General features: G+C 40.7%; 17 protein-coding genes. 11 read left to right on the top strand and 6 right to left on the bottom strand.

Going from position 1 to position 21,022, the window contains the following annotated elements:
* The first annotated feature begins 768 nt into the window (after positions 1-768).
* Positions 769-936, top strand: coding sequence for a hypothetical protein (locus tag FBB35_RS05905; protein WP_174708888.1), 168 nt, complete (start codon positions 769-771; stop codon positions 934-936).
* A 376-nt stretch (positions 937-1,312) separates the two neighbouring features.
* Entirely contained in the window at positions 1,313-2,437 is a 1,125-nt protein-coding gene (locus FBB35_RS05900; protein WP_174708887.1) for a response regulator, read from the top strand.
* A 237-nt stretch (positions 2,438-2,674) separates the two neighbouring features.
* On the opposite strand, the gene FBB35_RS05895 is transcribed toward FBB35_RS05900, so the two are convergent.
* The gene (locus FBB35_RS05895) at positions 2,675-3,646 is read right to left on the bottom strand and encodes an SGNH/GDSL hydrolase family protein (RefSeq protein ID WP_174708886.1); all 972 of its coding nucleotides are present in this window, start codon (positions 3,644-3,646) and stop codon (positions 2,675-2,677) included.
* A 369-nt stretch (positions 3,647-4,015) separates the two neighbouring features.
* Between FBB35_RS05895 and FBB35_RS05890 the strand changes: the two genes are divergently transcribed.
* The 3 genes from FBB35_RS05890 (at position 4,016) to FBB35_RS05880 (ending at position 6,984) form a co-directional block, all read left to right on the top strand.
* Positions 4,016-5,368: an OB-fold nucleic acid binding domain-containing protein gene (locus FBB35_RS05890; RefSeq protein WP_174708885.1), complete on the top strand. Its 1,353-nt coding sequence runs from the start codon at positions 4,016-4,018 to the stop codon at positions 5,366-5,368.
* A gap of 201 nt (positions 5,369-5,569) precedes the next feature.
* Complete coding sequence (locus FBB35_RS05885) at positions 5,570-6,166, top strand: hypothetical protein (protein ID WP_254625831.1); 597 nt, start codon at positions 5,570-5,572, stop codon at positions 6,164-6,166.
* Positions 6,167-6,453: 287 nt separating this feature from the next.
* Entirely contained in the window at positions 6,454-6,984 is a 531-nt protein-coding gene (locus tag FBB35_RS05880; protein ID WP_174708884.1) for a hypothetical protein, read from the top strand.
* A gap of 172 nt (positions 6,985-7,156) precedes the next feature.
* Here the strand turns inward: FBB35_RS05880 and FBB35_RS05875 are convergent, their stop codons facing one another.
* Both FBB35_RS05875 and FBB35_RS05870 read right to left on the bottom strand, forming a co-directional pair.
* Positions 7,157-8,896 (bottom strand): ABC transporter permease subunit, encoded by a 1,740-nt coding sequence (locus tag FBB35_RS05875; RefSeq protein WP_174708883.1) that lies wholly within the window; start codon positions 8,894-8,896, stop codon positions 7,157-7,159.
* Between the two features lie 24 nt (positions 8,897-8,920).
* Positions 8,921-10,246, bottom strand: a complete 1,326-nt coding sequence (locus FBB35_RS05870; RefSeq protein ID WP_174708882.1) for an AAA-associated domain-containing protein — start codon at positions 10,244-10,246, stop codon at positions 8,921-8,923.
* 715 nt (positions 10,247-10,961) lie between these two features.
* On the opposite strand from FBB35_RS05870, the gene FBB35_RS05865 reads away from it, so the two are divergent.
* Positions 10,962-11,330, top strand: coding sequence for a pentapeptide repeat-containing protein (locus FBB35_RS05865; protein WP_012411934.1), 369 nt, complete (start codon positions 10,962-10,964; stop codon positions 11,328-11,330).
* Positions 11,331-11,849: 519 nt separating this feature from the next.
* On the opposite strand, the gene FBB35_RS05860 is transcribed toward FBB35_RS05865, so the two are convergent.
* Positions 11,850-12,890, bottom strand: a complete 1,041-nt coding sequence (locus FBB35_RS05860; protein ID WP_174708881.1) for a LysR substrate-binding domain-containing protein — start codon at positions 12,888-12,890, stop codon at positions 11,850-11,852.
* Between the two features lie 207 nt (positions 12,891-13,097).
* Here FBB35_RS05860 and FBB35_RS05855 point away from each other — a divergent pair, with 207 nt between their 5' ends.
* From FBB35_RS05855 to FBB35_RS05845, 3 genes are all read left to right on the top strand, one after another.
* Positions 13,098-13,808 carry a cadmium resistance transporter gene (locus FBB35_RS05855; protein WP_174708880.1) on the top strand — a complete coding sequence of 237 codons (711 nt, stop codon included), beginning with the start codon at positions 13,098-13,100 and terminating at the stop codon, positions 13,806-13,808.
* A 79-nt stretch (positions 13,809-13,887) separates the two neighbouring features.
* Entirely contained in the window at positions 13,888-14,550 is a 663-nt protein-coding gene (locus FBB35_RS05850) for a hypothetical protein (protein WP_174708879.1), read from the top strand.
* A gap of 231 nt (positions 14,551-14,781) precedes the next feature.
* Positions 14,782-15,339: a YidH family protein gene (locus tag FBB35_RS05845; RefSeq protein ID WP_368041823.1), complete on the top strand. Its 558-nt coding sequence runs from the start codon at positions 14,782-14,784 to the stop codon at positions 15,337-15,339.
* A gap of 42 nt (positions 15,340-15,381) precedes the next feature.
* Here the strand turns inward: FBB35_RS05845 and FBB35_RS05840 are convergent, their stop codons facing one another.
* Both FBB35_RS05840 and FBB35_RS05835 read right to left on the bottom strand, forming a co-directional pair.
* Positions 15,382-16,104 carry a class I SAM-dependent methyltransferase gene (locus FBB35_RS05840; RefSeq protein WP_174708878.1) on the bottom strand — a complete coding sequence of 241 codons (723 nt, stop codon included), beginning with the start codon at positions 16,102-16,104 and terminating at the stop codon, positions 15,382-15,384.
* A 161-nt stretch (positions 16,105-16,265) separates the two neighbouring features.
* Positions 16,266-16,970 (bottom strand): mobilization protein, encoded by a 705-nt coding sequence (locus tag FBB35_RS05835; RefSeq protein ID WP_174708877.1) that lies wholly within the window; start codon positions 16,968-16,970, stop codon positions 16,266-16,268.
* A gap of 334 nt (positions 16,971-17,304) precedes the next feature.
* On the opposite strand from FBB35_RS05835, the gene FBB35_RS05830 reads away from it, so the two are divergent.
* Positions 17,305-17,679, top strand: coding sequence for a hypothetical protein (locus FBB35_RS05830; protein ID WP_174708876.1), 375 nt, complete (start codon positions 17,305-17,307; stop codon positions 17,677-17,679).
* 90 nt (positions 17,680-17,769) lie between these two features.
* Positions 17,770-20,988: a tetratricopeptide repeat protein gene (locus tag FBB35_RS05825; protein ID WP_174708875.1), complete on the top strand. Its 3,219-nt coding sequence runs from the start codon at positions 17,770-17,772 to the stop codon at positions 20,986-20,988.
* Positions 20,989-21,022 lie beyond the last annotated feature (34 nt).

Here is a 21,022-nt window from a genome sequence, read left to right as displayed (position 1 = left end):
ACTACATATACTTTATGGGTTAATGAATGCAATATTTACGACGGGTTACGCCTACGCAGGCAATTTTTTATTTATATTGGTGACTTTTAAAGCTTGAGATTCTTCGGTTAAATTGCTATTATAAAATGATTCAGTTATCTATTAAGTGTAATTAAATAAGCAGGCAAAATTATCTTTTACTGTACATTTTTAATCTTCCCGGATATTAGAGCAAAAAAATACTGAAAGATAATATTAATTAGTTCTCATGGTTACTTTACTGATTTATCATGAAGTTTAGATATTTCTTCTAACTTTTTTTGAAAATTATAGTAATCTAAATTTTAGTGAGTACGTTACTTGTTATCTACCATCTAGCTAGGAAATAGCTATTTTGCAGGTATGTACTACTAATCAAGAATTTCGCTGTAGGTTCTTGAATTTGTCACTTCAAATTGTGCCGGGTGAATATTTCGCCTTAAACAACATTAGAACCCGTTTCCAGTACTTATGAAGAGATTCTCTTCTGCTGGTTTGGTCGCCTGTGCATCTCACCACACACCATTATGGCGACAATTGCCAGCTAACTCATCCTTGGTCGGAGGTTTCCCATTCTTGTTGTGCAATTGGTAGTTTTGCCCAATCCCAACACTAAGAGTTGCTCTACAAGCTCAAGACCTAAGTAAGACATTGGGCTTTTTGAATGCTTAGTTTTTAATAATACTTTTTCTCTTGATGAAGTTTCCCTCAAGAATAAACTTCTAGCAAAAGTACCTGACAACTTTAGTTATGGCGACCAAAACATTGCTCTTCATTGCTGAATTAATCCATAAAAGCCTTGATAGAAGAGCTTTTCCGTCTATAGCACTGGAGATTTTGATTGCTTCAAACTTGAGCATGAGGGGCAAAAAAAACTTTTCTAAGAGAACAAAAGTATCTGCAATTTTAGGCTACTAGATACGGATAACTATGATACTTTTGTGACTGATGGGCGAGAGCCAATAGTCTATCTGTTGCACTTGAGTTACTGTTAGATTGTCTAGATTAGCAAAAGATACAGAAAACCAATCTAGTTTTTGAAATACTATATCCTGGCAACCAGTCGGGCCATTTTGCTATTGGGCAATAATATGGATTGGTTTAGTTGTAATTCGTGCTTTCTAGCTTAACAGAGATTGGTTAATTAAGAGTTGGGGGGTGTGGAATCTCTGTACTAACTCAAATGTGACCGCTATATTTATCTGATAGTGCTTTCAACCAAGTCGCAGTGAATTCCGAAAAGGTAATTCACTAATTTTACCTGCAATGTTAATTTTATTCCAGAGCTATCCCAATGAAGACACTTCCGATTAATAGATACAGATTTTTTCAAAAGCTCCAGCCTTTATCTTTGTTGAAAAAAATCACTGGTAAGTCTGTTACTGGTTGTTTGCAGGTGTTTAGCACATCAGGCTCTTGGTCAATATATGTAGATGAAGGTAAACTAATTTATGCCTGCTACTCAGAGAAAATGTTTGAGCCACTTTACAGAAATTTGCAACGCTTGAGTCAGCAAATTTCTACTCTCCCTCGTGAAATTCACGAACAGTTACGGGCGATATTTGAAACTGGGATTGAAAATCAGGCAATACCGAACCCAGATTATTTGGCTATTTGTTGGTTAGTTAATCAGAAATATATCAGTCCCTTTCAAGCGGCGATGCTGATAGAGCAGTTGGCGCTAGAAGTTCTGGAGTCATTTCTAAACTTAGAAGAGGGGAGTTATGAATTTATTCCTGAAAGCTTTCTAGATGACATGCCAAAGTTTTGTCATCTGAATCTCCGCTTACTGGTTGAACGATGTCAAACGCCCCAAAGCGCTGGCGTAGCCTCTGTCTGCGACACGCTGCGCGAACGTCGAGAAGCGGCTGATTGTAAGACTTCGCTAACTTCTCAATCACACTCGTCAGAATTGTTCAAAATCAATGAGCTAAAATCTAAGAACAAAAGTAGACCAAACTCTTTTAGAACAAACGGTTATAGAACACCAGTCTACTCTATTAATACTAATGAACATAGTGATCAGCGAATTACTGAACCTCGTGTAGACAAAAAAATTTACACAATCTTTTGTATTGATGACAGTCCTACGGTGTTGAATACTATTCAAAGTTATTTAGATGAGCAAACCTTTTGTGTTGTGGGAGTCACCGATTCTTTAAAAGCTTTAATGCAGATTGTTCACACAAAACCCGACATCATTTTGTTGGATATTTCGATGCCTAATTTAGACGGATATGAACTCTGCTCTTTGCTGCGTAAACACTCACATTTTAAAAATACACCTGTAATTCTGGTGTCAGAAAAAGTAGGATTTATAGATAGAGCTAAAGCTAAGATGGTCAAAGCATCAGGCTATTTAACTAAGCCTTTTACACAAGGAGATTTATTAAAAGTAATCTTTAAACATATTATTTAATTTTCTAATATAATAAATAACTGCACTTAATCATTTTTTTAATTTAAGGTTAAGTATTATTTGGATAGCTAGTGTTCAAGTTATAGAAGATTGTCTGATTTAATTTAAATTAATAATTATTTTAACTATTAAAGTTACTACTCTGTTAAGATAGTCAGTACTAAACAAACTATATAAATTAATTTTCATGAGTGGAAAATCACTCAATACAAATATTTTCTGGTAGAATTGACGACTTTAGTCAGTCTGAGTAATTGCTATCTCCCTCAGTATTTCTAAAAGCGATCGCTCCAAAACTTCGCTGACAACTTTATTACCTTGCAAATTGAGGTGAATGTGATCGTGATACAAACCTTGCGGGTTGTTCGTTGAATTGAATATCGGTAAAAAATCTACATAGTTAATTTGCTGGGCTTTAGTAAAATCGCTCAAGCGTTGGCGGGCTTTAATTTCGTAATCGCGGGGGCCTGGTTCAGCAATTTCTCGCAGTAAGGGAGTCATAACTAGTAAAAATTGGCTGTTGCTTTGGCGAGTCAGGGCTTGAATTTTGCCGATCGCTTCCAAATTAATCCCCACGCGATCGCCTGCTTCATTTTGCACCGCTTTCATTTCAGGAATTGGCTGCTGCTTGACGATATAACGTTGCCACACTTCCACTAACGCTAGGGGAGGTTTAGTATCGGGATAGTTGCGATGGCGTCCTACCGGTAAAGAAGTGGGAGGAGTAGCAAACAAATCATCGGTGTTAATTAATAAGACTACTGCTTGGGCGTTGAAATTGCTAAACTTCTCTAAATAAGCTAACTCGTTCCTTGGCCCCCAAGAGTTAGCTGAAGCATTCAGCACCTCCACTTCCTGATAATTATGATGAGTGGATGATGCTAAAGAACGCATCACGATCGCCGATATTGTATTAGTCTGATCTGTCCACCAACCACCATTCGCAATAGAATCCCCTAACAGTAAAACTCGCAGCGTAGAAGGCGCGGGTGTTTTATTTATCGCACTACCTCGCATAGAATACTCATTAATTTCAATACGATTACCAAAACGACGGGTACGCTGATTAGGAGCCAATAAATAGCCAATCTGCTCATCACCAATGTAAATTAGGGGATTACCAAAGCCAAATAGCGATCGCAGTCCGATCTCGACTATCATAAACAATCCTAGAACCACCGCCAAAATTACGATCAGCGTCACTTTCACCTACCCACACCCTTTAATACCGTATTGCTTCTCAACGATACTAACTGACACATTCGGCATTGGAAAGAGCTACAGGGGTGAGGTGTAGAAGGAAAAACTTTCTTTGTTCCCCCTATTTCATCTAGTCTCCTAGCATCTGAATTAAGAGGATTAATATCTATTGGAGTCTGTTTATAAGCTTTAAAAACAGCAATTACATGGCTATTAACTGTTTAACTAATAGTTTGTCAAACTTTGTCTACTTTTGTTTAAGAGTATAGCAGTGTTTTCTAGTGATATAATTTTATATTACCAGTATTACTATGACTACAATTTTTATCATTTTATCAATTAATTAATTTCGCAAATTTTGTTGGGGGGTAAGATAGGATGATCAAAATAGCCACACGTAAATATTTAGGCAAAGAAAATGTCTATGACATTGGAGTTGAGCGTGACCATAATTTTGCGATCAAAAATGGCTTCATAGCTTCTAATTGTTTCAATAAATCGCATTCAACGGCCTATGGTTATGTAACTTACCAGACAGCGTATTTAAAAGCTAATTACCCATTGGAATATATGGCGGCCCTGTTAACGGCTAACAGTGGCGATACCGATAAGGTACAGAGATATATTACTAACTGTATAAACATGGGTATTTCCATAGATCCGCCAGATATTAATCGTTCTGGTGTTGATTTTACGCCGACATTGGGAAAGATTCTGTTTGGCTTTTCGGCGGTGCGTAACGTGGGACAGAATGCGATCGCCTGTATTTTAGAGGCGAGAAATGAGACAGGAGAATTTAAATCTCTCGCTGATTTTTGCGATCGCGTGGATTTACGTGCTGTGAACCGTCGGACTCTGGAATCGCTGATTTACTGTGGAGCCTTTGACAAAATTGAATCCAACCGCCAACAGTTAATTAATGACTCAGAATTAGTGTATGATTGGGCACAATCTCGCGCCAAAGATAGAGCCAGTGGGCAAGGGAATCTTTTTGACTTATTAGGCGATGGATTTTCTTCTACTCAAAATAAAAGAGCAAATAATGCCTTTGAAACTGCTCCTAAATCTAAACCTGTGACCGATTTACCCCCACAGAAAAAGTTGCAGATGGAGAAAGAATTATTAGGTTTTTATGTATCAGACCATCCACTGAAATCCTTAAGGCAAATAGCACCACTTTTAACTCCAATTAACCTTTCGCAATTGGGAGAGCAAAGGGAAGACACAAGGCTTTGTGCAGTTGTGATGTTAAATAACGTCAAAAAAGTGGTTACAAAAAAAGGCGATCAGATGGCCATCTTGCAAATAGAAGACCTAACCACACAATCAGAAGCTGTAGTTTTTCCTAAAACTTATGAACGCATTAGTTCCTTACTTCAAGTTGACACAAGATTGATTATTTGGGGGAAAGTAGACCGACGCGACGAGCAAACTCAATTTATTGTTGAAGATGCAGAGCCAGTGGAAACAGTACAAATGGTAATGGTAGAGTTAAATCCCCAGCAAGCAGGTGATATGGAAAAACTACATCTCTTGAAAACAATTTTGCAAGAACATTCAGTAGATAAAGAAAAGGCAAAAATGCCAGTTATTGGAATTATCCAAACTGAAAAATCTCGGAAACTTGTTCGCTTGGGTTGGCAATTTTCCGTGCAAGATTCAAGAATAACCGTCCAAGCTTTGCAAAATGCTAGTTTTCCTGCTCATATAAAATCGCTCACTGGTAGCTAATACCAGAAGTGAAAAATCCACCAATACTGAAAAGCATTTGAAGATTAGTTTTATTGAACTGTCAACAGTAAATTGCCTTAAGTATTCAGGGTTAAAAACGTTTTTTTAGTTACTTATGCGGATGATAATTTCCTTGAGGGAGTGGTATCTTTTTATGCTAATACCCTTAAGGCTGCGACCGGGGGAAGGAGTTAAAACTTGATGAGCGTAAACGAGCTACATAAATTTGTTTCATACTGTAAAAGGATTCAACCCCAAACTCACGAGGACATTCAAAAGTTTTTTGAAGGAGTGATATTATTTCCTTATGATAAGGAACTTCTACTGCAAGCTTATTTATTTTTGAATATTAAAGAGTTGTTTCCCTCATGCGCTGAATTGCTGTTATTTGAAAAATCTCCAATTTCAGATTATACAGATTTAGGAAAGTGTGATTTTGTCTACCTGACTTTTAAAGGTAGTCTGTATTTAATTGAAACTAAGTTTATTGACACGGAAGCAACAGGAGCTACAGAAAGAAAAAGAAGAAATAAACACAGAAATAAGGTATTTGAGCAAGTTATTACTTTAAAAAGCCGATTTAGTGAATATTGGAATATGAGATTAGAACAATTAGAGTGTGGGGTTTTCACAACAGATCCAGAAGTTGCTTGGCGAGGAAATGGTGTGAACGTCACATCTAAATCAATATCTATAGATAAGCTCGAAAAATGGCGAAAAAGTTATCACACTAGTGAAAGATTTTTATCTCATCAAGATGTGCCAAAATTTGAGGGAAAGGTTAATTTGAAAGGTTGAGCCTTGACTCAAGAGGCAATATATGAAGTAAAAATCCCATTGGCTTTTAGCCGTGGAACTTTCAAATCGCATAAGCTAAGTAGTCAGACAGAATTAATTACCCAATGTCATTGTAAAAAGAAGCGAAGGCTCACAATGACTATAAATATTTTTGTCCGACTACTTATCGGTTAAATCTGCCAGATACCTAAGAGCAATTTCACCTTTGTCAAATCATCAGCAACCATAGCCCGGAAAACGTGTCAGATTACTTGAATAAGTACCAAAAGTCTGACAGGAAGATACTAATGAGAATTTGGGCTGCTACTGCTGTGCTAGCTTCCTCTTGGCTAATATCTGGGGTTATATGTTCTGAGCCAATCAACGCTACTTCTGTTGTGGTAGAAAATGTCATATCATCCCCTGTGCCAACAAATACAAAACAGATTACTGTTAGTAAAGCTGAGTTTGGGCTGAAGAGAGTTGACTCCAAAGGTAACGTTACCATTTTACAGACAACAAGAGTGCCACTTCAGGAGGGAAACGCCTACGGATGGCGGATTAAACTCAAAGACTACCAAGGTGAAGTAAAATGGCGCGAAGTATTGCGTTTACCAAAACCTCCAGAAACTTGGGGTACAGATCGCGGTGAAGACTTCTCAATGTCACCAGACGGGATGACATCTGTGACACGGCGCACACAATCGGCTCCAGAGGGTGTAATTGAGAATTTTTGGACGATTACTCCTGGCGATCCGGTTGGTAAGCATAGGATAGAAGTCTATATTAATGACCGTTTGATCGGTACTTTCGAGTTTGAAATTATCCCAGTGAAGTAAATGTAAGCTTTTCCACATTTAACTTGCATAATTGGGGGGCTCATGTTGCCCATCCCACAGAGTTTGATTTAGTTCGATTATAAGTTCTAGATCCCTCTAAATCCCCCTTAAAAAGGGGGACTTTGATTCCGGTTCTACCTAACTCTAGGGCCGAAGCCCTGACTACAAACCTTTAAACCAATAATTGATATTTCTCTTGAGCTAGATTGTAAAGAGGTCGCCAAATTAAACGATTGGTCAACACTACTAACAGAGACATGATCGCTGTCGAAGCTAATAATAGTGAGAAATTGCCTGTTGCTGTGGCGTGAGAAATTGTTGCCCCTAATCCAGAAGTACTAATTACTCGCCCTTGAAATGTAACATACTCACTGACGATACTGGCATTCCAAGCGCCACCAACGGCGGTAATAATTCCTGTAATTAGGTAGGGAAAAATTGCAGGTAAAATTAAAGTTCGCCAACGTTGTAAACGTGAGAGTTTATACACCGAAGCTGCTTCGATCAGGTCTGAGGGAATCGACTGTGCCCCAGCAATGACATTAAACAGGATATACCACATTGTCCCTAGCATCATCAGAGCGATCGCACCAATCTGCAAACCGCCAGCAATGCGGGTTAAACCCAGCAACAACACTGGAAATAAGGCTGTTGCTGGCACAGAAGCGGCGATTTGTACCAATGGTTGCAATACTTGAGCCAACCGTCGATTGCGACCAATTGCTACTCCCACAGGTACAGTCCACAACAATGATAATATCAAAGCAATTATTACCCGCAACGCCGTTAACATAGCGCCTTTCATCACCTGTTGCCAATCATCCCAGCCTAGAGTCCGTAATAGTAGCACGGCTTCCCAAGTACCCCACAGGACAATTAAGCTGAAGCCACTAACAAATACCCAATTTAAAAAACTTGGCAAGCTGAGGTTGCCTTTGGCATTTATAGGTACTGAACGTACGGGAAACGACCGAATTAAACTGTCGTCTAAGGCTGTTTGTAATGGCTGAAAAACGCGATCGCTAATTGCGCGTAAAGTAGGCGATCGCCTGAAAGTATCCAATATCCACGATTGGGGTGCATTTTCAGTTTCAATCATCTCTAACTTAAATCTTTCTGCCCAAGCAATCAGTGGCCGCCACACAAAAAAATCAGTTGCGACAATGATCCCAATCAGCAATGCCAAGCCCCAAAATATCGCTTTAAAGTCTCCTTTGTTGGCTGCTGTGCCTAAAAAAGAGCCTAATCCTGGTAAACGAAAATCTTTATTCCCCAAAGTAAATGACTCAATGGCAATTAAAAAAAACCAACCTCCAGCCACCGACATCACACTATTCCATACCAAACCAATCACACCAGATGGTAACTCTAATGTCCAAAAGCGTTGCCAAGGATTAAGGCGGTAAACCCTTGATGCTTCTAGTAATTCTCGCGGAATACTTTGAAGAGATTGATAAAAACTAAAAGTCATATTCCACGTCATGCCAGTAAAAATTAGCAAAATGGCTGCTAGTTCTACACCAATTCTCTGACCCGGAAATAGAGAAATCAAAGCTAGTACCACACCTGGTAAAAAAGACAATACTGGAATCGATTGCAGAATATCCAACATTGGAATTAAGATACGTTCTGCAATTCGAGAACGATAAGCAGTATAAGCATACAATAGGGTGAAAATTAACGATAAAAAGTAAGCCAACCCCATGCGGATCAGGGTTTGGGCTGTATATTCTGGCAAAGCATTGATGTTTGTCGAAATTGTGAGTTCAGGTTCAAAAGTACCGCTAAATTTAGAAGCAGTTCTAATAATTGCCACAATGAAAGATAAAATTACCAGAATCAGCAATCCATCTTGCCAAGTCCAATTGCTACGTCCTAGAGTTTTATTCGCAGGAGTGAGGGGTCGGGTCATAAATTGGGGAGTGGGGGATAATGACTAATGACTAATAACAACTTGCTCTAAAAATATTTGTCCCGATGGCTCATCGTAGCCGTAAATTTCGGCATAACGGCCCCAATCAACGACGGTTTTTAATTGTCGTTCGGCTTCTTCTGGGCTAAAGTGACTTTCTAGGATATCTAATACCAGTTCTTCTGGAATGCGTTGATTATTTTTCGCTTCCAGAAGACGGTAAATTTGCTGTACCAAGCGAATATTAGCTAAGAGTTGTGATCGCATGATTTGTTTGCGTTCATCAATACCACCATTGATAAATTCGTGTCCGACTGGCTTCAAGCTAATATCGCCTTCTGCAAGTTCTACAAAATCCATTAATTTTGCAGCTTCTACAATGGGTAAAATATCATCTACTTCTAATTGCAATTCTTGGGCGAGGCGATATAAGTCTTTTTCTTGACGATCTTCTAAAAGTTCCAAAAGACCGGCAATGGAACCAATTCGCACAGATGGTAAAGATTGATATTTTGCTGGTGGTGTTGCAGGTTCTACAGAGGTAGTCGTTGGTAGCTCAATTTTTTCTAATTCGGGGTTGGTGATGATTGTATAAACCCGATCTACCAGGGCTTGAAAACTTGGATGTTTGCGATCGCGATAATGGGGTAAAGTCACAGGTAAGTCAGCCCGAATTCTTCCCGGATTGCGTCCGAGAACAATAATTCGATCCGCCATAATTACCGCTTCTTCAATCCCGTGGGTGACAATGAGAATAGCTTGGGTGGGTATGCGACGTTCTAACCATAAATCTAATAATTCAAACCGCAAGTTTTCTGCCGTTAGCACATCTAATGCCGAAAATGGCTCATCCATACATAACAGTTCTGGTTCTACGGCCAAAGCCCTAGCAAATCCAACTCGCTGACGCATTCCCCCAGAAAGTTCTTTAGGATAGGCATTTTCAAACCCATCCAAACCAATAATATCAATCATTCGTAGCGCCTTTTGCCGTCGAGAATCTGGCGCTTCTCCCTTGGCTTTTAAACCTAGTTCTACGTTCTCTAGTACAGTTAACCAAGGATAAAGGGCAAAACTTTGAAAAACAATTGCTACCCCAGGATTTAAACCAACTAGGGGACGGTTATGATATGTGACTTCACCTTGACTGGGGGGAATTAACCCAGCAACTATCCGCATTAAAGTAGATTTCCCGGAACCGGAAGGCCCTAGTAATGCAACGATCTCCCCTGGACGTAACTCAAGATTGATATTTTCTAGGATGACAATCTGTTGGCCGTTGGGCTGCTGATAAGATTTGCTGACATTTTTTAGGACGATCAGCTGTTCGGTTGCTGTTTTAAAGACCATAACTCTTTCTGTAAGAAAATAATTAAATATAATCTCATGTTGAGGTTATTTTACAGTTAAAGTAGACTAAAAATATTTGATTTCGCTATTTGAACTGTACTGTAGCCGAAGGAATCGTTTGCATCGTCATAAAATCAGCTACAGGATGGCTAAATTACCCGCTAATGCTAACAAGAGTCAAAAATAATAATTTGGAAAGCATTTAATGTGATTGGTATATTGATTTCATGAAATCTTATCTTGATTTCTTGACGACTCTGATTAATAATTTATTACGATAAATCTATTAATTGCAGCAATAATAATCGCATACCCGAATATTCAAAGGAAGAAATTACTATCACTTGTTCTATCGGACTCATCTTTGATTTCTGAAAACATTCAGTACAACTGAAAGAAGCTTCTTAACTGTTGCCTAAGCTGAAAAGCTTCTAAGTAGAATAATCAAATTAAATAAAAATCTTGTGGGGTGGGCATCTTGCTCGCCTTAATTATACAAATTAAATGCCGAGCAGCTTATTGCATCCTACGCAAATAGTTATGGCTATGCCACGCTGCGCGACCAGAAATCTAAGCTGATTGCCATATTAGATATGTGCATTTGAGTAAATTGGAGTAATTGCAGATATTAAATAAACAACCTCTATTATGGCAGTTACAATCGAAGCACCTTATATATTAGAGATATAAATCTGATTCTTGTTGGGTGGCGATCGTGAATACAGAGGAATTAAAAAGGCGTTTTGCCGCAGGGGAAAGATATTTTCCAGCCGTCAACTTGAGTAGGAACAGGCTGATTGGAGCCTATTTGCCTGGAATAAATCTATGGGGATCTGACTTGAGTGGAGCTAACCTAGCTAAAGCTAAACTCTGGGGAGCAGATTTGAGTAGAGCTAACTTAGCAAAAGCGAATTTGACTAGAGCTAATTTGAGCGGTGTCAAACTGAATGAAGCCAATCTCCGGGGAGCCAAACTCAACTATGCCAAGTTATATGGAGCGAATCTGACTGGCGCTTACTACGATGAAAGCACTCGGTTTTCTAGAGGTTTTGACCCCATTAGTAGAAATATGCGGAAGGTGTGAGTTCCACCAACCTCTCCCGGCTTTGAACTTTCGTTCAAGTCTGTCCCTGTTTGAGTCGGCTACGGTGTACTACTATTTCTAAGATACAAGGTTGGGTGCAGCGATCGCGTAACCCAACATAAATAAGGTGGTAATGTAGGGTTGCGTTTCACTCCACTCAACCTACATGAATATATCTTTTAAAAAACTCTAGATTTCAACATAGATGAGGTTTAGAAGTCTTTAAGAGTTGTCCCACAAGCTTTTGATCCCCGCAACCCCCTTAAAAAAAGGGGGCAAGAACCTCTCAAAGTCCTCCAATTTATCGGAGAATTTAGGAGGATCTACAAAATTTTGGTTTTGTAAAGAGATGTGTGTACACTGTAACTCCAAGCCGGAGAGGGACAGTTTTGCAAAGCAATTAGCATCTGAATGCTTAAAAACCGCAGAGACTCTGAGAGCGCAGAGGGAAAAGAAAGAGGAATAATTCGATACGAAAGGATTTAATGTTACTAGATGAGCAGTGGAAATGATTTTATTTCAAATAAGTGATGTTGATATATGTTGATGTGAGCCATCTGACATAGATGAGATCAACATTTGTTCAAAGACTTTGGAAAGAGCAGTTTGAAAACGCTGACGATGCTTGAGTTTGAAAAAAGGTCGAACTATTTCTGCGTAGGTGTAGCCCGCACTTCGGCTACGCCCTTCGGCTACGCTCAGGACAGGCTCAGTGACCCCCGTAGGCATCGCGCCGTTACCGTCTCTATTATCAATCACTCGAATTGCTCGTAGAGTTCCCAGTTGTATTTCTTTTTTTACCATCAACTCAGAAATTCCGATCGCACCGACACCGTCTTCGATCGCTGCTTTTGTCATCTCTCCACTGTTGAATACTAAAATTACATCTAGTTCACTGAGATTGATTTCCCAATTTTGTAAGGCTTCTTCAAACCTTTGCTGGGTTCCAGAACCTGGTTCGCGCATCACCCAAGGGGTTTTAGTCAATTGGCTTAAGTCAATTTCTCCCCACTCAAACCAAGGGTGTTTTTGGCCTACTACTATTTGTAAGCGATCGCTCCCCACTATTTCATACTCTAGAGTACTCTGGAGTGCTGGCTTCACATCTCCTTCTACCAAACCTAAATCAAACTGTCCTGTGGCTGTTCCTAGACAAATCTCTTCTGTATTGGCAAGGCTACAGTTAATCTGAATACCGGGATATCGGCTCTTAAACTCACTAATCTTACTTGGTAGCCAGTAGTTACCAATTGTCAGACTTGACCCTAATTTCAATTCACCCCGTTGCAGATTGTTCAATTCTCGCAATCCCCTTTCAGTCAAGGAAACTTGATCGAGAATTTTTTGCGCTTCCACTTGCAGTAATTTACCCGCCTCAGCAATCTCGATATGGCGACCAATCCGATGGAATAGTTTCACACCATACTCTTGCTCTAAGTTGTGGATTGCTGCACTGACGGCAGGTTGTGTAATATAAAGCTCCTCTGCTGCGCGAGTAAAGTGTAAGTGCTGCGCCACAGCCAGAAAGATTTTTAGCTGCTCAAAGGTCATTCCTGCCATTTATGGTATCCCTACAACTTGGTGCCAAAAGTTTAATCACTTTCATTTATCATTTTGACAAACAAAAGCATTTGATTCTATCGTTTAGTTTCACTAAAGTATAAATCAAAGCTTTTTACTTAGTCATTTGTCATTTGTCATTTGTCGTTTGTAAATGGCCAATGATTAATGCCCAATTGCCAAGCATCAAAATAAGGACTTCCAAAAATGAGCGGTTTAGTAACTGCAATTACCACAGGGATCACGGCATTCACTGCCACCAACATTGATGATATTGTGATTCTGACGTTGCTTTTTTCACAAATAAATAAAACGTTCCGCAGTCGTCACATCCTTGCTGGTCAGTATCTTGGCTTTGCTGCATTGATAGTTGCTAGCCTTCCTGGGTTTTTCGGTGGACTAATTATACCGCAGGACTGGATTAGACTACTTGGTTTAATGCCAATAATCATTGGTGTGAGTGGTTTACTAAAACGCGAAGAGGATTCACCAGAGGAAGGTGCAGAAGAAACCGAGCCATCTTGTCCCTCTATAGTTAGGAGCTTTTTCTCTGGGCAAACTTGCAACGTCGCTGCGATCGCCTTTGCCAATGGTAGTGATAATATCAGCGTCTACGTGCCTCTGTTTGCCAATTCGGAATTAGATAGTCTGCTGATTATACTCAGTGTATTCTTTTCGCTAGTGGGCGTATGGTGTTATACCGCTTATAAGTTGACCTACTTGCCTGCGATCGCACATTTTTTAACTGAAAATGGCAATACTTTTGTACCTTGTATCTTGATTGGTTTGGGCGTATTTATTGTTACAGAAAACGTTACCTGGACTCTTTTATCTGTAGTTTCTAGTTATATATTCTCATTAATATTAGGTTTGAATACTCAATCTTCGAGTGAAGAACAAGAAAAGTTAAGTATCTAGAAAGATGTGCATGATGAATTTTCCTAGCAAAATGAATCTAAAACTACAAAATATCTTACCCATCAACAGGAATCAAAACATGAAAGTCTGGAAATCTCTGCTAATTGCCTTAATGATTTTCGCCAATCTAGCCTTCGCTCAACCTTCTTTTGCTGATAGACCAAAATTTAGCAAAAACCCTGATTATATCGAAGTCACTAAAGCTCTGAACGAACTGTCTCAAACAAAAGATGCCCAAACTCAAGTTCAAGGTCTGACACCAGAAGAAATTCAAAAGAGAACCGAGGAATTAACACTGCAAAAATATGCTTTAGAGACGGGAATTAACTGGGGTAAATGTGAAAACCAAACAGGTAATACCATAGCTGTATACGGTAAAAGACCAAATGATGATGACAATGAAGATGCCGTCTACGACAATGGTCTGTATTTTCTAGCTAACGGTCAGTCTACAAAAAATAACTGGGATTGTGATGGTATCTATCTACCAAACGATCTCAAAGTAGCAAACTTCACTTCTAGTCCGAATGGGCAAGGTGAAGAATTGACAGGCCCTGTCGCTCTCAAAATCCTTGATGGAACTCAGTTGGTGATTAAGAGCAATCCAGATACTGGTGCGATTGAATTAAATGTTCCAACGGTGAAAGTTCTTAACAGCAATAAGGCTAACTGGTTTATCCCAGATATATCGCAGGCTGTTATAGAGACACGAGTTCCTAATGCACCTAGCAAGCAGTCTTGAAATTGAACTGCATAGTCTATTTTTGAATGATTGTTCTCAATTTAAACAGGGTAACAGCCAAAATTAGAGAAAAAACCTGACTTGCACTGGTGAAAATCTCTCTGATTCTTGGCTGTTTTTTTTTGACCCCTTGTTACTTACAGTTGTCCTTTAGCATCAATTACTAATTCTGAATTATTCCATCGGGCTTGTTTTATTTCGATATCTGCATTAAAATAAATTTTGAATTAAATGTACAATCATAATAAAAATATTTTGATAGCGCAACTATTGCGCTGGGTGCGAGTTATCTGGAAAGAGATTTCCTATTACCTCCGCATTTTTTTGATAAGAGCCGCTTTGGGGATAAGAGTGTTATTGATGCAGTTAAAATTGAAATCCACAGAAGAAAATAAAGATCAAAAAAAGCCAGGGCGACTTAATCCTTCTCGAATCCGAGATCACTTGGCAAATGAGCGTACTTACCTAGCTTGGATGCGGACAGGGATCGCTCTTTTAGGTTTTGGTGTGGTTATTGTGCGTTTACGTGCCTTCCAAGTACCTTTGATGCCCCGTCCCGGCAACGGCTGGAAGTTAGGTTTAGTCTTCTCGTTGGTGGGTTTGATTACGGTGTGGCTCTCAACCAGTCACTATTTCGCTGTCCGTCGTGATATCGAAGAAGATACTTATGAACCGACAGACAGATGGGTATTGCTTTTCAGTCTTGCTGTGATGATTCTCGGAACTGGGGTAATCTATTTTGTTTTTACAACTTCTTTAGATCCATCAAGTCCACTTATCCCGGAATGATGATTAAGTAGATAGGCAGAATTAACGCCTAGCTACTTATTTTCAAAACCGCACTTTGTACATTTGGAATAATTCCCCTGGTTTTTGCGTGACTATTTTAGCGCCAGCCGCCTTAATAGCTTTTTCCCACTCAGCTACAGGCTCTAAAAACACCTCAGCCCCCAAATAGGTTTCTAAAACTGCCCAATCTTCTGCTAAAGGCTGTTCTAGGTTAAGGATGTCAAACACAAAATGTCCACCTGGTTTTAACACTCGCTTAACTTCTGCGAGTACTGCATTCCAGTATCCAAGTGGAAAATAGCAGCTAAACCCTGTTGCGATCGCAAGGTCAAACTGCTCTGGTGAATAGTTTAACTGATGGGCTGCTCCCAACTCAACACCTTTAAACAGCTTAGAATTCAACTGTGGCCCACGAGAATTAAGGGTATCGCGTGCCACATTACTAATTTCTTGCCCATGAAAAAATGCTTGCCAATCCCGCCAAGGATAGATTAAAAAGCTAATACCACAGCCAATATCTATACAGTGCTGGTTTTTTTGAGGTTGAGCAATTTCCCAAAAAGGGGAAGCAATTCTCCCTGAAAAACTACCTCCAATCCACTCACGGAATATCGGCATCGCCTGGACTTCAGTTGGGAGTTCAAAGGTTTCACGTTGATACTCTCGGTTAAAGCGATAGGCTATTTGGGCTAATCTTTCGTCCCAGTTGCTTGATTTGGCTGAAGTAAAGAGATTTTGGAACTGCGAATCAGACTTTTTGGACATTAGATTTTTGCTACTCTTTCTAAGAATTGTAGTCAAATTCGTTTTGCGATCACCTCCGGCGGGCGGATACGCCATCGCATACCCATCCAATCTCCTGCTGGGGTTTGTCCTCAGTCATTGGTCATTAGTACCAATGACTAATGACCAATGACTAATGACTCCTATTCAACTTTTTCATACCAGATACCTACTTTCTCAAAAGCACCATAAGCAAGCTTGAGAAAATTCACTACTCTCTGTTTCCCAATTATCCCAAATTCTTTATACTCTCTAGCCTCTGCAAAAGTCAGGCGATTTTGGTCAATTATGTTTCTTTCTCTGTATGCTAACTTCGGAAAATCTATAACTTTTATCTGATATTTATTTACTATGTTCTGAAAGTTGGAGTCTAACTCTAGATGCTCCCAATCATCACACAGCCCCAAATTCCTCACCAGAATATGAGGGATTTTTTCACCGTAAGTATTCACTGACTGAGCAAACAGGTTGATGCTGTCGTATCCTCCTGTCGATACAAACCATTTACAAAACATCACTCCTTGCGAACTTCCTAGTTCAAGTAATTGATTAGATTCAATCCACCCCTGCACTGCTCTATGCGATTGTGCGGCTAAATTCACAATTACTGGCCTCTCTATGGCCCACTCAAATATTCTATCTGCCTTATTTGCCTGTCGTTCGTTCTCACTAAACACAGCATACTTACATATTTCTTTATATACCCCTGCCACATCTGGATTCGATCTATCTGTCTCCACTGGTACAAACGGGATTCTCTTATCCAGACAATACTGAATCATTGTCCTGGCAAAGAGAGATTTTCCTACCCCGCCTTTTTCACCATCCACAAAATGAATCGTCGGCATTACAGCCACCTCTAATACTTATTAAAGCCTGATACATCTTTCCCAAAATAAGAACTTTTTGGCCGTTGCCGCCTAGTTGTTTTGGTGGTTTTATGAGAAAGTATAACCGTGATTTGGATATATTCCAACAGTCTCATTTTACACAGGCGCAGTCCGTCTGCGCGGACTAAAACAAAACAAGGGGCTTAAGCCCCTTGTTGTAAGTTGATTGAGAACTAAAAACCGAAAATTTAGTTTTTCAGACATTCTTGACGACAAGAATTAGGAATTTTTAGAAGAAATTGCCTTGAAATGTTGTTTAAAATAAGCCTGGAGTTACTTGCAGATCAACACTATGGCAGAAATTCAGTTGGCGATTGAGGGTAAAGATGCGATGTCTGACGACAAGCCGCTTCTCTCCGAGACGCTACGCGAACGCGTCTACGCAGCAACAGAGGCGCTTTTGGAAATTCCTGGTATATCTGGTAACTATGCAGTGAGTTCAGATGCACCGGAAAGAGAAGGAGTAACAGCAACAGTTGCTACCATCGTTGGTATTGTTGGGGGTGCGATCGCCATTGCTGAACAAATCCGTAAGTGGTATCAAGAGTATAAAGCAAAGCAGTCTGGTAAAAGAATTGAAAAGGTGTTAACTGTCGGGCGCAATGGTAGGCGACTTCTTTTAGAGGATGCAACCCTAGAAAAGATTCGCCAAATTTTAGAATCGTAGAGACGCGATGAATCGCGTCTTTACAAATCACATCTCCGGAATTGGCGGTGATAAACTTGGGGTAAATACTGAAGTCTCAAGATTGAGAACGTGCAAACCCTCCACCTCGACCTCAAGCCACTTGATGAGAATTACGTAGAGTTACGTTACTTTATTGATAATCCAAATAAGTATGAAAAGCGATCGCTCCCTGTAAAAGAAATCGCCGATTTGATTGAGTTGGCAGAGCGAGATTATTACGTTTCGTTTTTCCCAGAGGATTATACGGTAACTGGGCGGCGGTTGTATAACTGGTTAGATGGGAGCGATCGCTGGCTGCAACCCTTACTAGATAAGTATCGGCGTGAGGGGATTGTTTTGGCGATCGCTACATCTGAAAAGCTCGCCCATCTACCTTGGGAAGTGCTGCATGATGGCGTTAGCTTTTTGGTTGAGCGAGTCCCGGCTGTTGTCCCGGTGCGTTGGGTGTCGGATAGCACGGTAAAAAAATTAACTATTGCAGGGGAACCGGAAAACCGGGCGCTGCAAGTTTTGTTGATGGCGACTTCGCCGTTGAATGTCGAGCCTGTGCTGGATTTTGAGGGAGAGGAAGCACGGATTTTGGAGGCGACAAAGCGGCAACCTTTAGCGCTGACGGTGGAAGAAAGCGGCTGTTTGTCGGAGTTGGGTTATTTAGTCGATGGTTACGACAGGGAATATTTTGATGTTTTACACCTGACGGGTCATGCTACTTTACAAGATGGGCAACCCCGCTTTATTACAGAAACGGCAACAGGTGAAGCTAACTATACCAGTGCTGAAGATATTGCCCAAGAATTACAATTCCGACTGCCTAAACTGATCTTCCTCTCTGGTTGTCGCACTGGGCAAGCTGGCAATTCGGGATCTGTGCCGTCAATGGCTGAAGAATTGCTGAAATCGGGAGCAAAAGCGGTTTTGGGTTGGGGTCAAAAGGTTTTAGATCCTGATGCTACAGCCGCAGCTGCTGCATTATACGAGGAATTGTCAGCCGGAAAGCAAATCACCGAAGCTGTTGCTTGTACTTATCAAGCATTAATTAAGAACAAAGCGCGGGATTGGCATTTATTGCGGCTGTATGCAGCAGGCAATTTACCAAGTTCATTAGTCACACCTTTGCGGACTCGTGGACGGAAACCAGCACCACCGCTTTCTGTTTCTACCCAGTTTTTAGATCCTGCGGGTAAGGTGAAAGTCCCGACGCGGGAGAGTTTTGTTGGTCGTCGTCGGCAATTGCAAAATTGTTTACGGGTGCTGAGTCAACCAAACGATGAAGTTGGGGTGTTGATTCATGGGATGGGCGGTTTGGGTAAAAGTAGTTTAGCAGCTAGGCTGTGCGACAGACTGCCGAATTTTGAGCGTGTTGTCTGGGTGGGGAGAGTTGATGAAGCTAGTTTAGTGAGTCGCTTGGCGGAAAAGTTGGATGACAACGAACAACGCAAAAGCCTACAAAATTACGATGAAGAATTGAGATTTCGGCTGCGGCGAGTTTTCCAGCAGTTGCATGATGCTGCAAAGCCGTTTTTGTTGGTGCTGGATGACTTTGAAGTGAATTTAGAACCTGGCAATCAGAGTTATGTCTTGCAATCAGAAGCAGCAGAGGTAATAAAAGCTTTAGTTTGTGCAATTAGAGAAAATTCCACTTCCCACCGCATCATTATTACCTGCCGTTACGACTTTGAATTTACCCAGTTGCAGTATTTCCACAAGCAGCCGTTGGATGCCCTGCAAGGCGCAGATTTGCAAAAAAAGTTTAATCGCCTGACTGCTTTTAGTGCAAAATCTCAGGTGGATGAGGCGTTAAAATTGCAAGCGCAGAAGTTGGCAGATGGTAATCCCCGCTTGCTGGAATGGTTGGATAAGATTCTGCAAAATAAAACTGTTGATGTGGCGGCAATTTTGAATCGGTTAGCAGCAGATCCGGTGGAGTTGCGAGAGCAAGTTCTGGCAGAGGCGCTGCTGCAACAGATGGATACAACCATGCGGGAGATGTTGTCACGGGGTTTGGTGTTTGAGTTGCCAGTACCGAGGGAAGCTTTAGCCGCAGTTTGTGAAACTATCCCCAATTTGGAACATTATATTAGTCGGGCAGTGGCGTTGGGACTGTTGGAAGTGAGCCATGATGAGGCGTTACGAGTGCCGCGCATTTTGCCTGTGCAGTTACCGGAAGATGGGGCAGCTTTGTATAAGCAAGCGGCTGAGGTGTTGTATCGTCTTTGGTGGCAAGAGGTGATAAGGGCAATTGAGGAACAACAGTTAGAAATTCATCGGTTGGCATTGTTGGGAAAGGTAGACAAGATAGTGGTGAAAATAGCAGGTAAATTGGCACAAAGTTGGGGCAGTCAAAGCCGATTCCGGGAAACTTTTCAATTATGCAAATCTACTTTAGAACTTGCTGAAGATTGTTTGGTCTTACATGAATTAGCCCGCTGCGAACAAGAATTAGGTGATATCAGCAAAGCCCAAGAGCATTATCAACAAGCCCTAAATATCTGTTCAGCAGAAGACGAAGAACAAAAAGGAGCAATTATTCACAACTTGGGACAACTCAAAGCCAATACCGGAGAAATCACCGAAGCGATCGCCCTTTATCAACAATCTCTGGCTCTGTTTGAACAAATCGGCTATGTCCAAGGCAAAGCAAGGACGTTGCACGAAATGGGGAGACTCAAAGCCAATACCGGAGAAATCAATGAAGCGATCGCCCTTTATCAACAATCTCTGGCTCTGTTTGAACAAATCGACGATGTCCTAGGCAAAGCGGCGACGTTGCACAACTTGGGAAGACTCAAAGTCAATACCGGAGAAATCACCGAAGCGATCGCCCTTTATCAACAATCCCTGGCTCTCACTGAACAAATCGGCTATGTCCAAGGCAAAGCAAGGACATTACACGAAATAGGGAGACTCAAAGCCAATACCGGAGAAATCAATGAAGCGCTCGCCCTTTATCAACAATCCCTGGCTCTCAAAGAAAAAATCGACGATGTCCAAGGCAAAGCGGCGACGTTGCACCATCTGGGAAGACTCAAAGCCAATACCGGAGAAATCAATGAAGCGCTCGCCCTTTATCAACAATCCCTTGCTATCACTGAAAAAATCGGCGATGTCCAAACTCAAGCTATGACATTGTGCTGCTTAGGGCAAATAGTAGAACAACAGGGCGATCACAATCAAGCACTAGATTATTTGCAGGCAGCCTTGGAGATATTGCAGCGTATTCAATCGCCTGATGCGGAGAAAGTTGAGCAAATGATAGTGAGAATACAAGATTTAATTCGTAATTCGTAATACTTCGGCTTTGCTCAGTACAAGTTCGTAGTTC

The sequence above is a fragment of the Nostoc sp. TCL240-02 genome (genome assembly GCF_013343235.1).
Classification (GTDB): domain Bacteria; phylum Cyanobacteriota; class Cyanobacteriia; order Cyanobacteriales; family Nostocaceae; genus Nostoc.
Note: the sequence above shows the minus strand (reverse complement) of the source record. Positions and strands in the feature narration are given on the sequence as shown.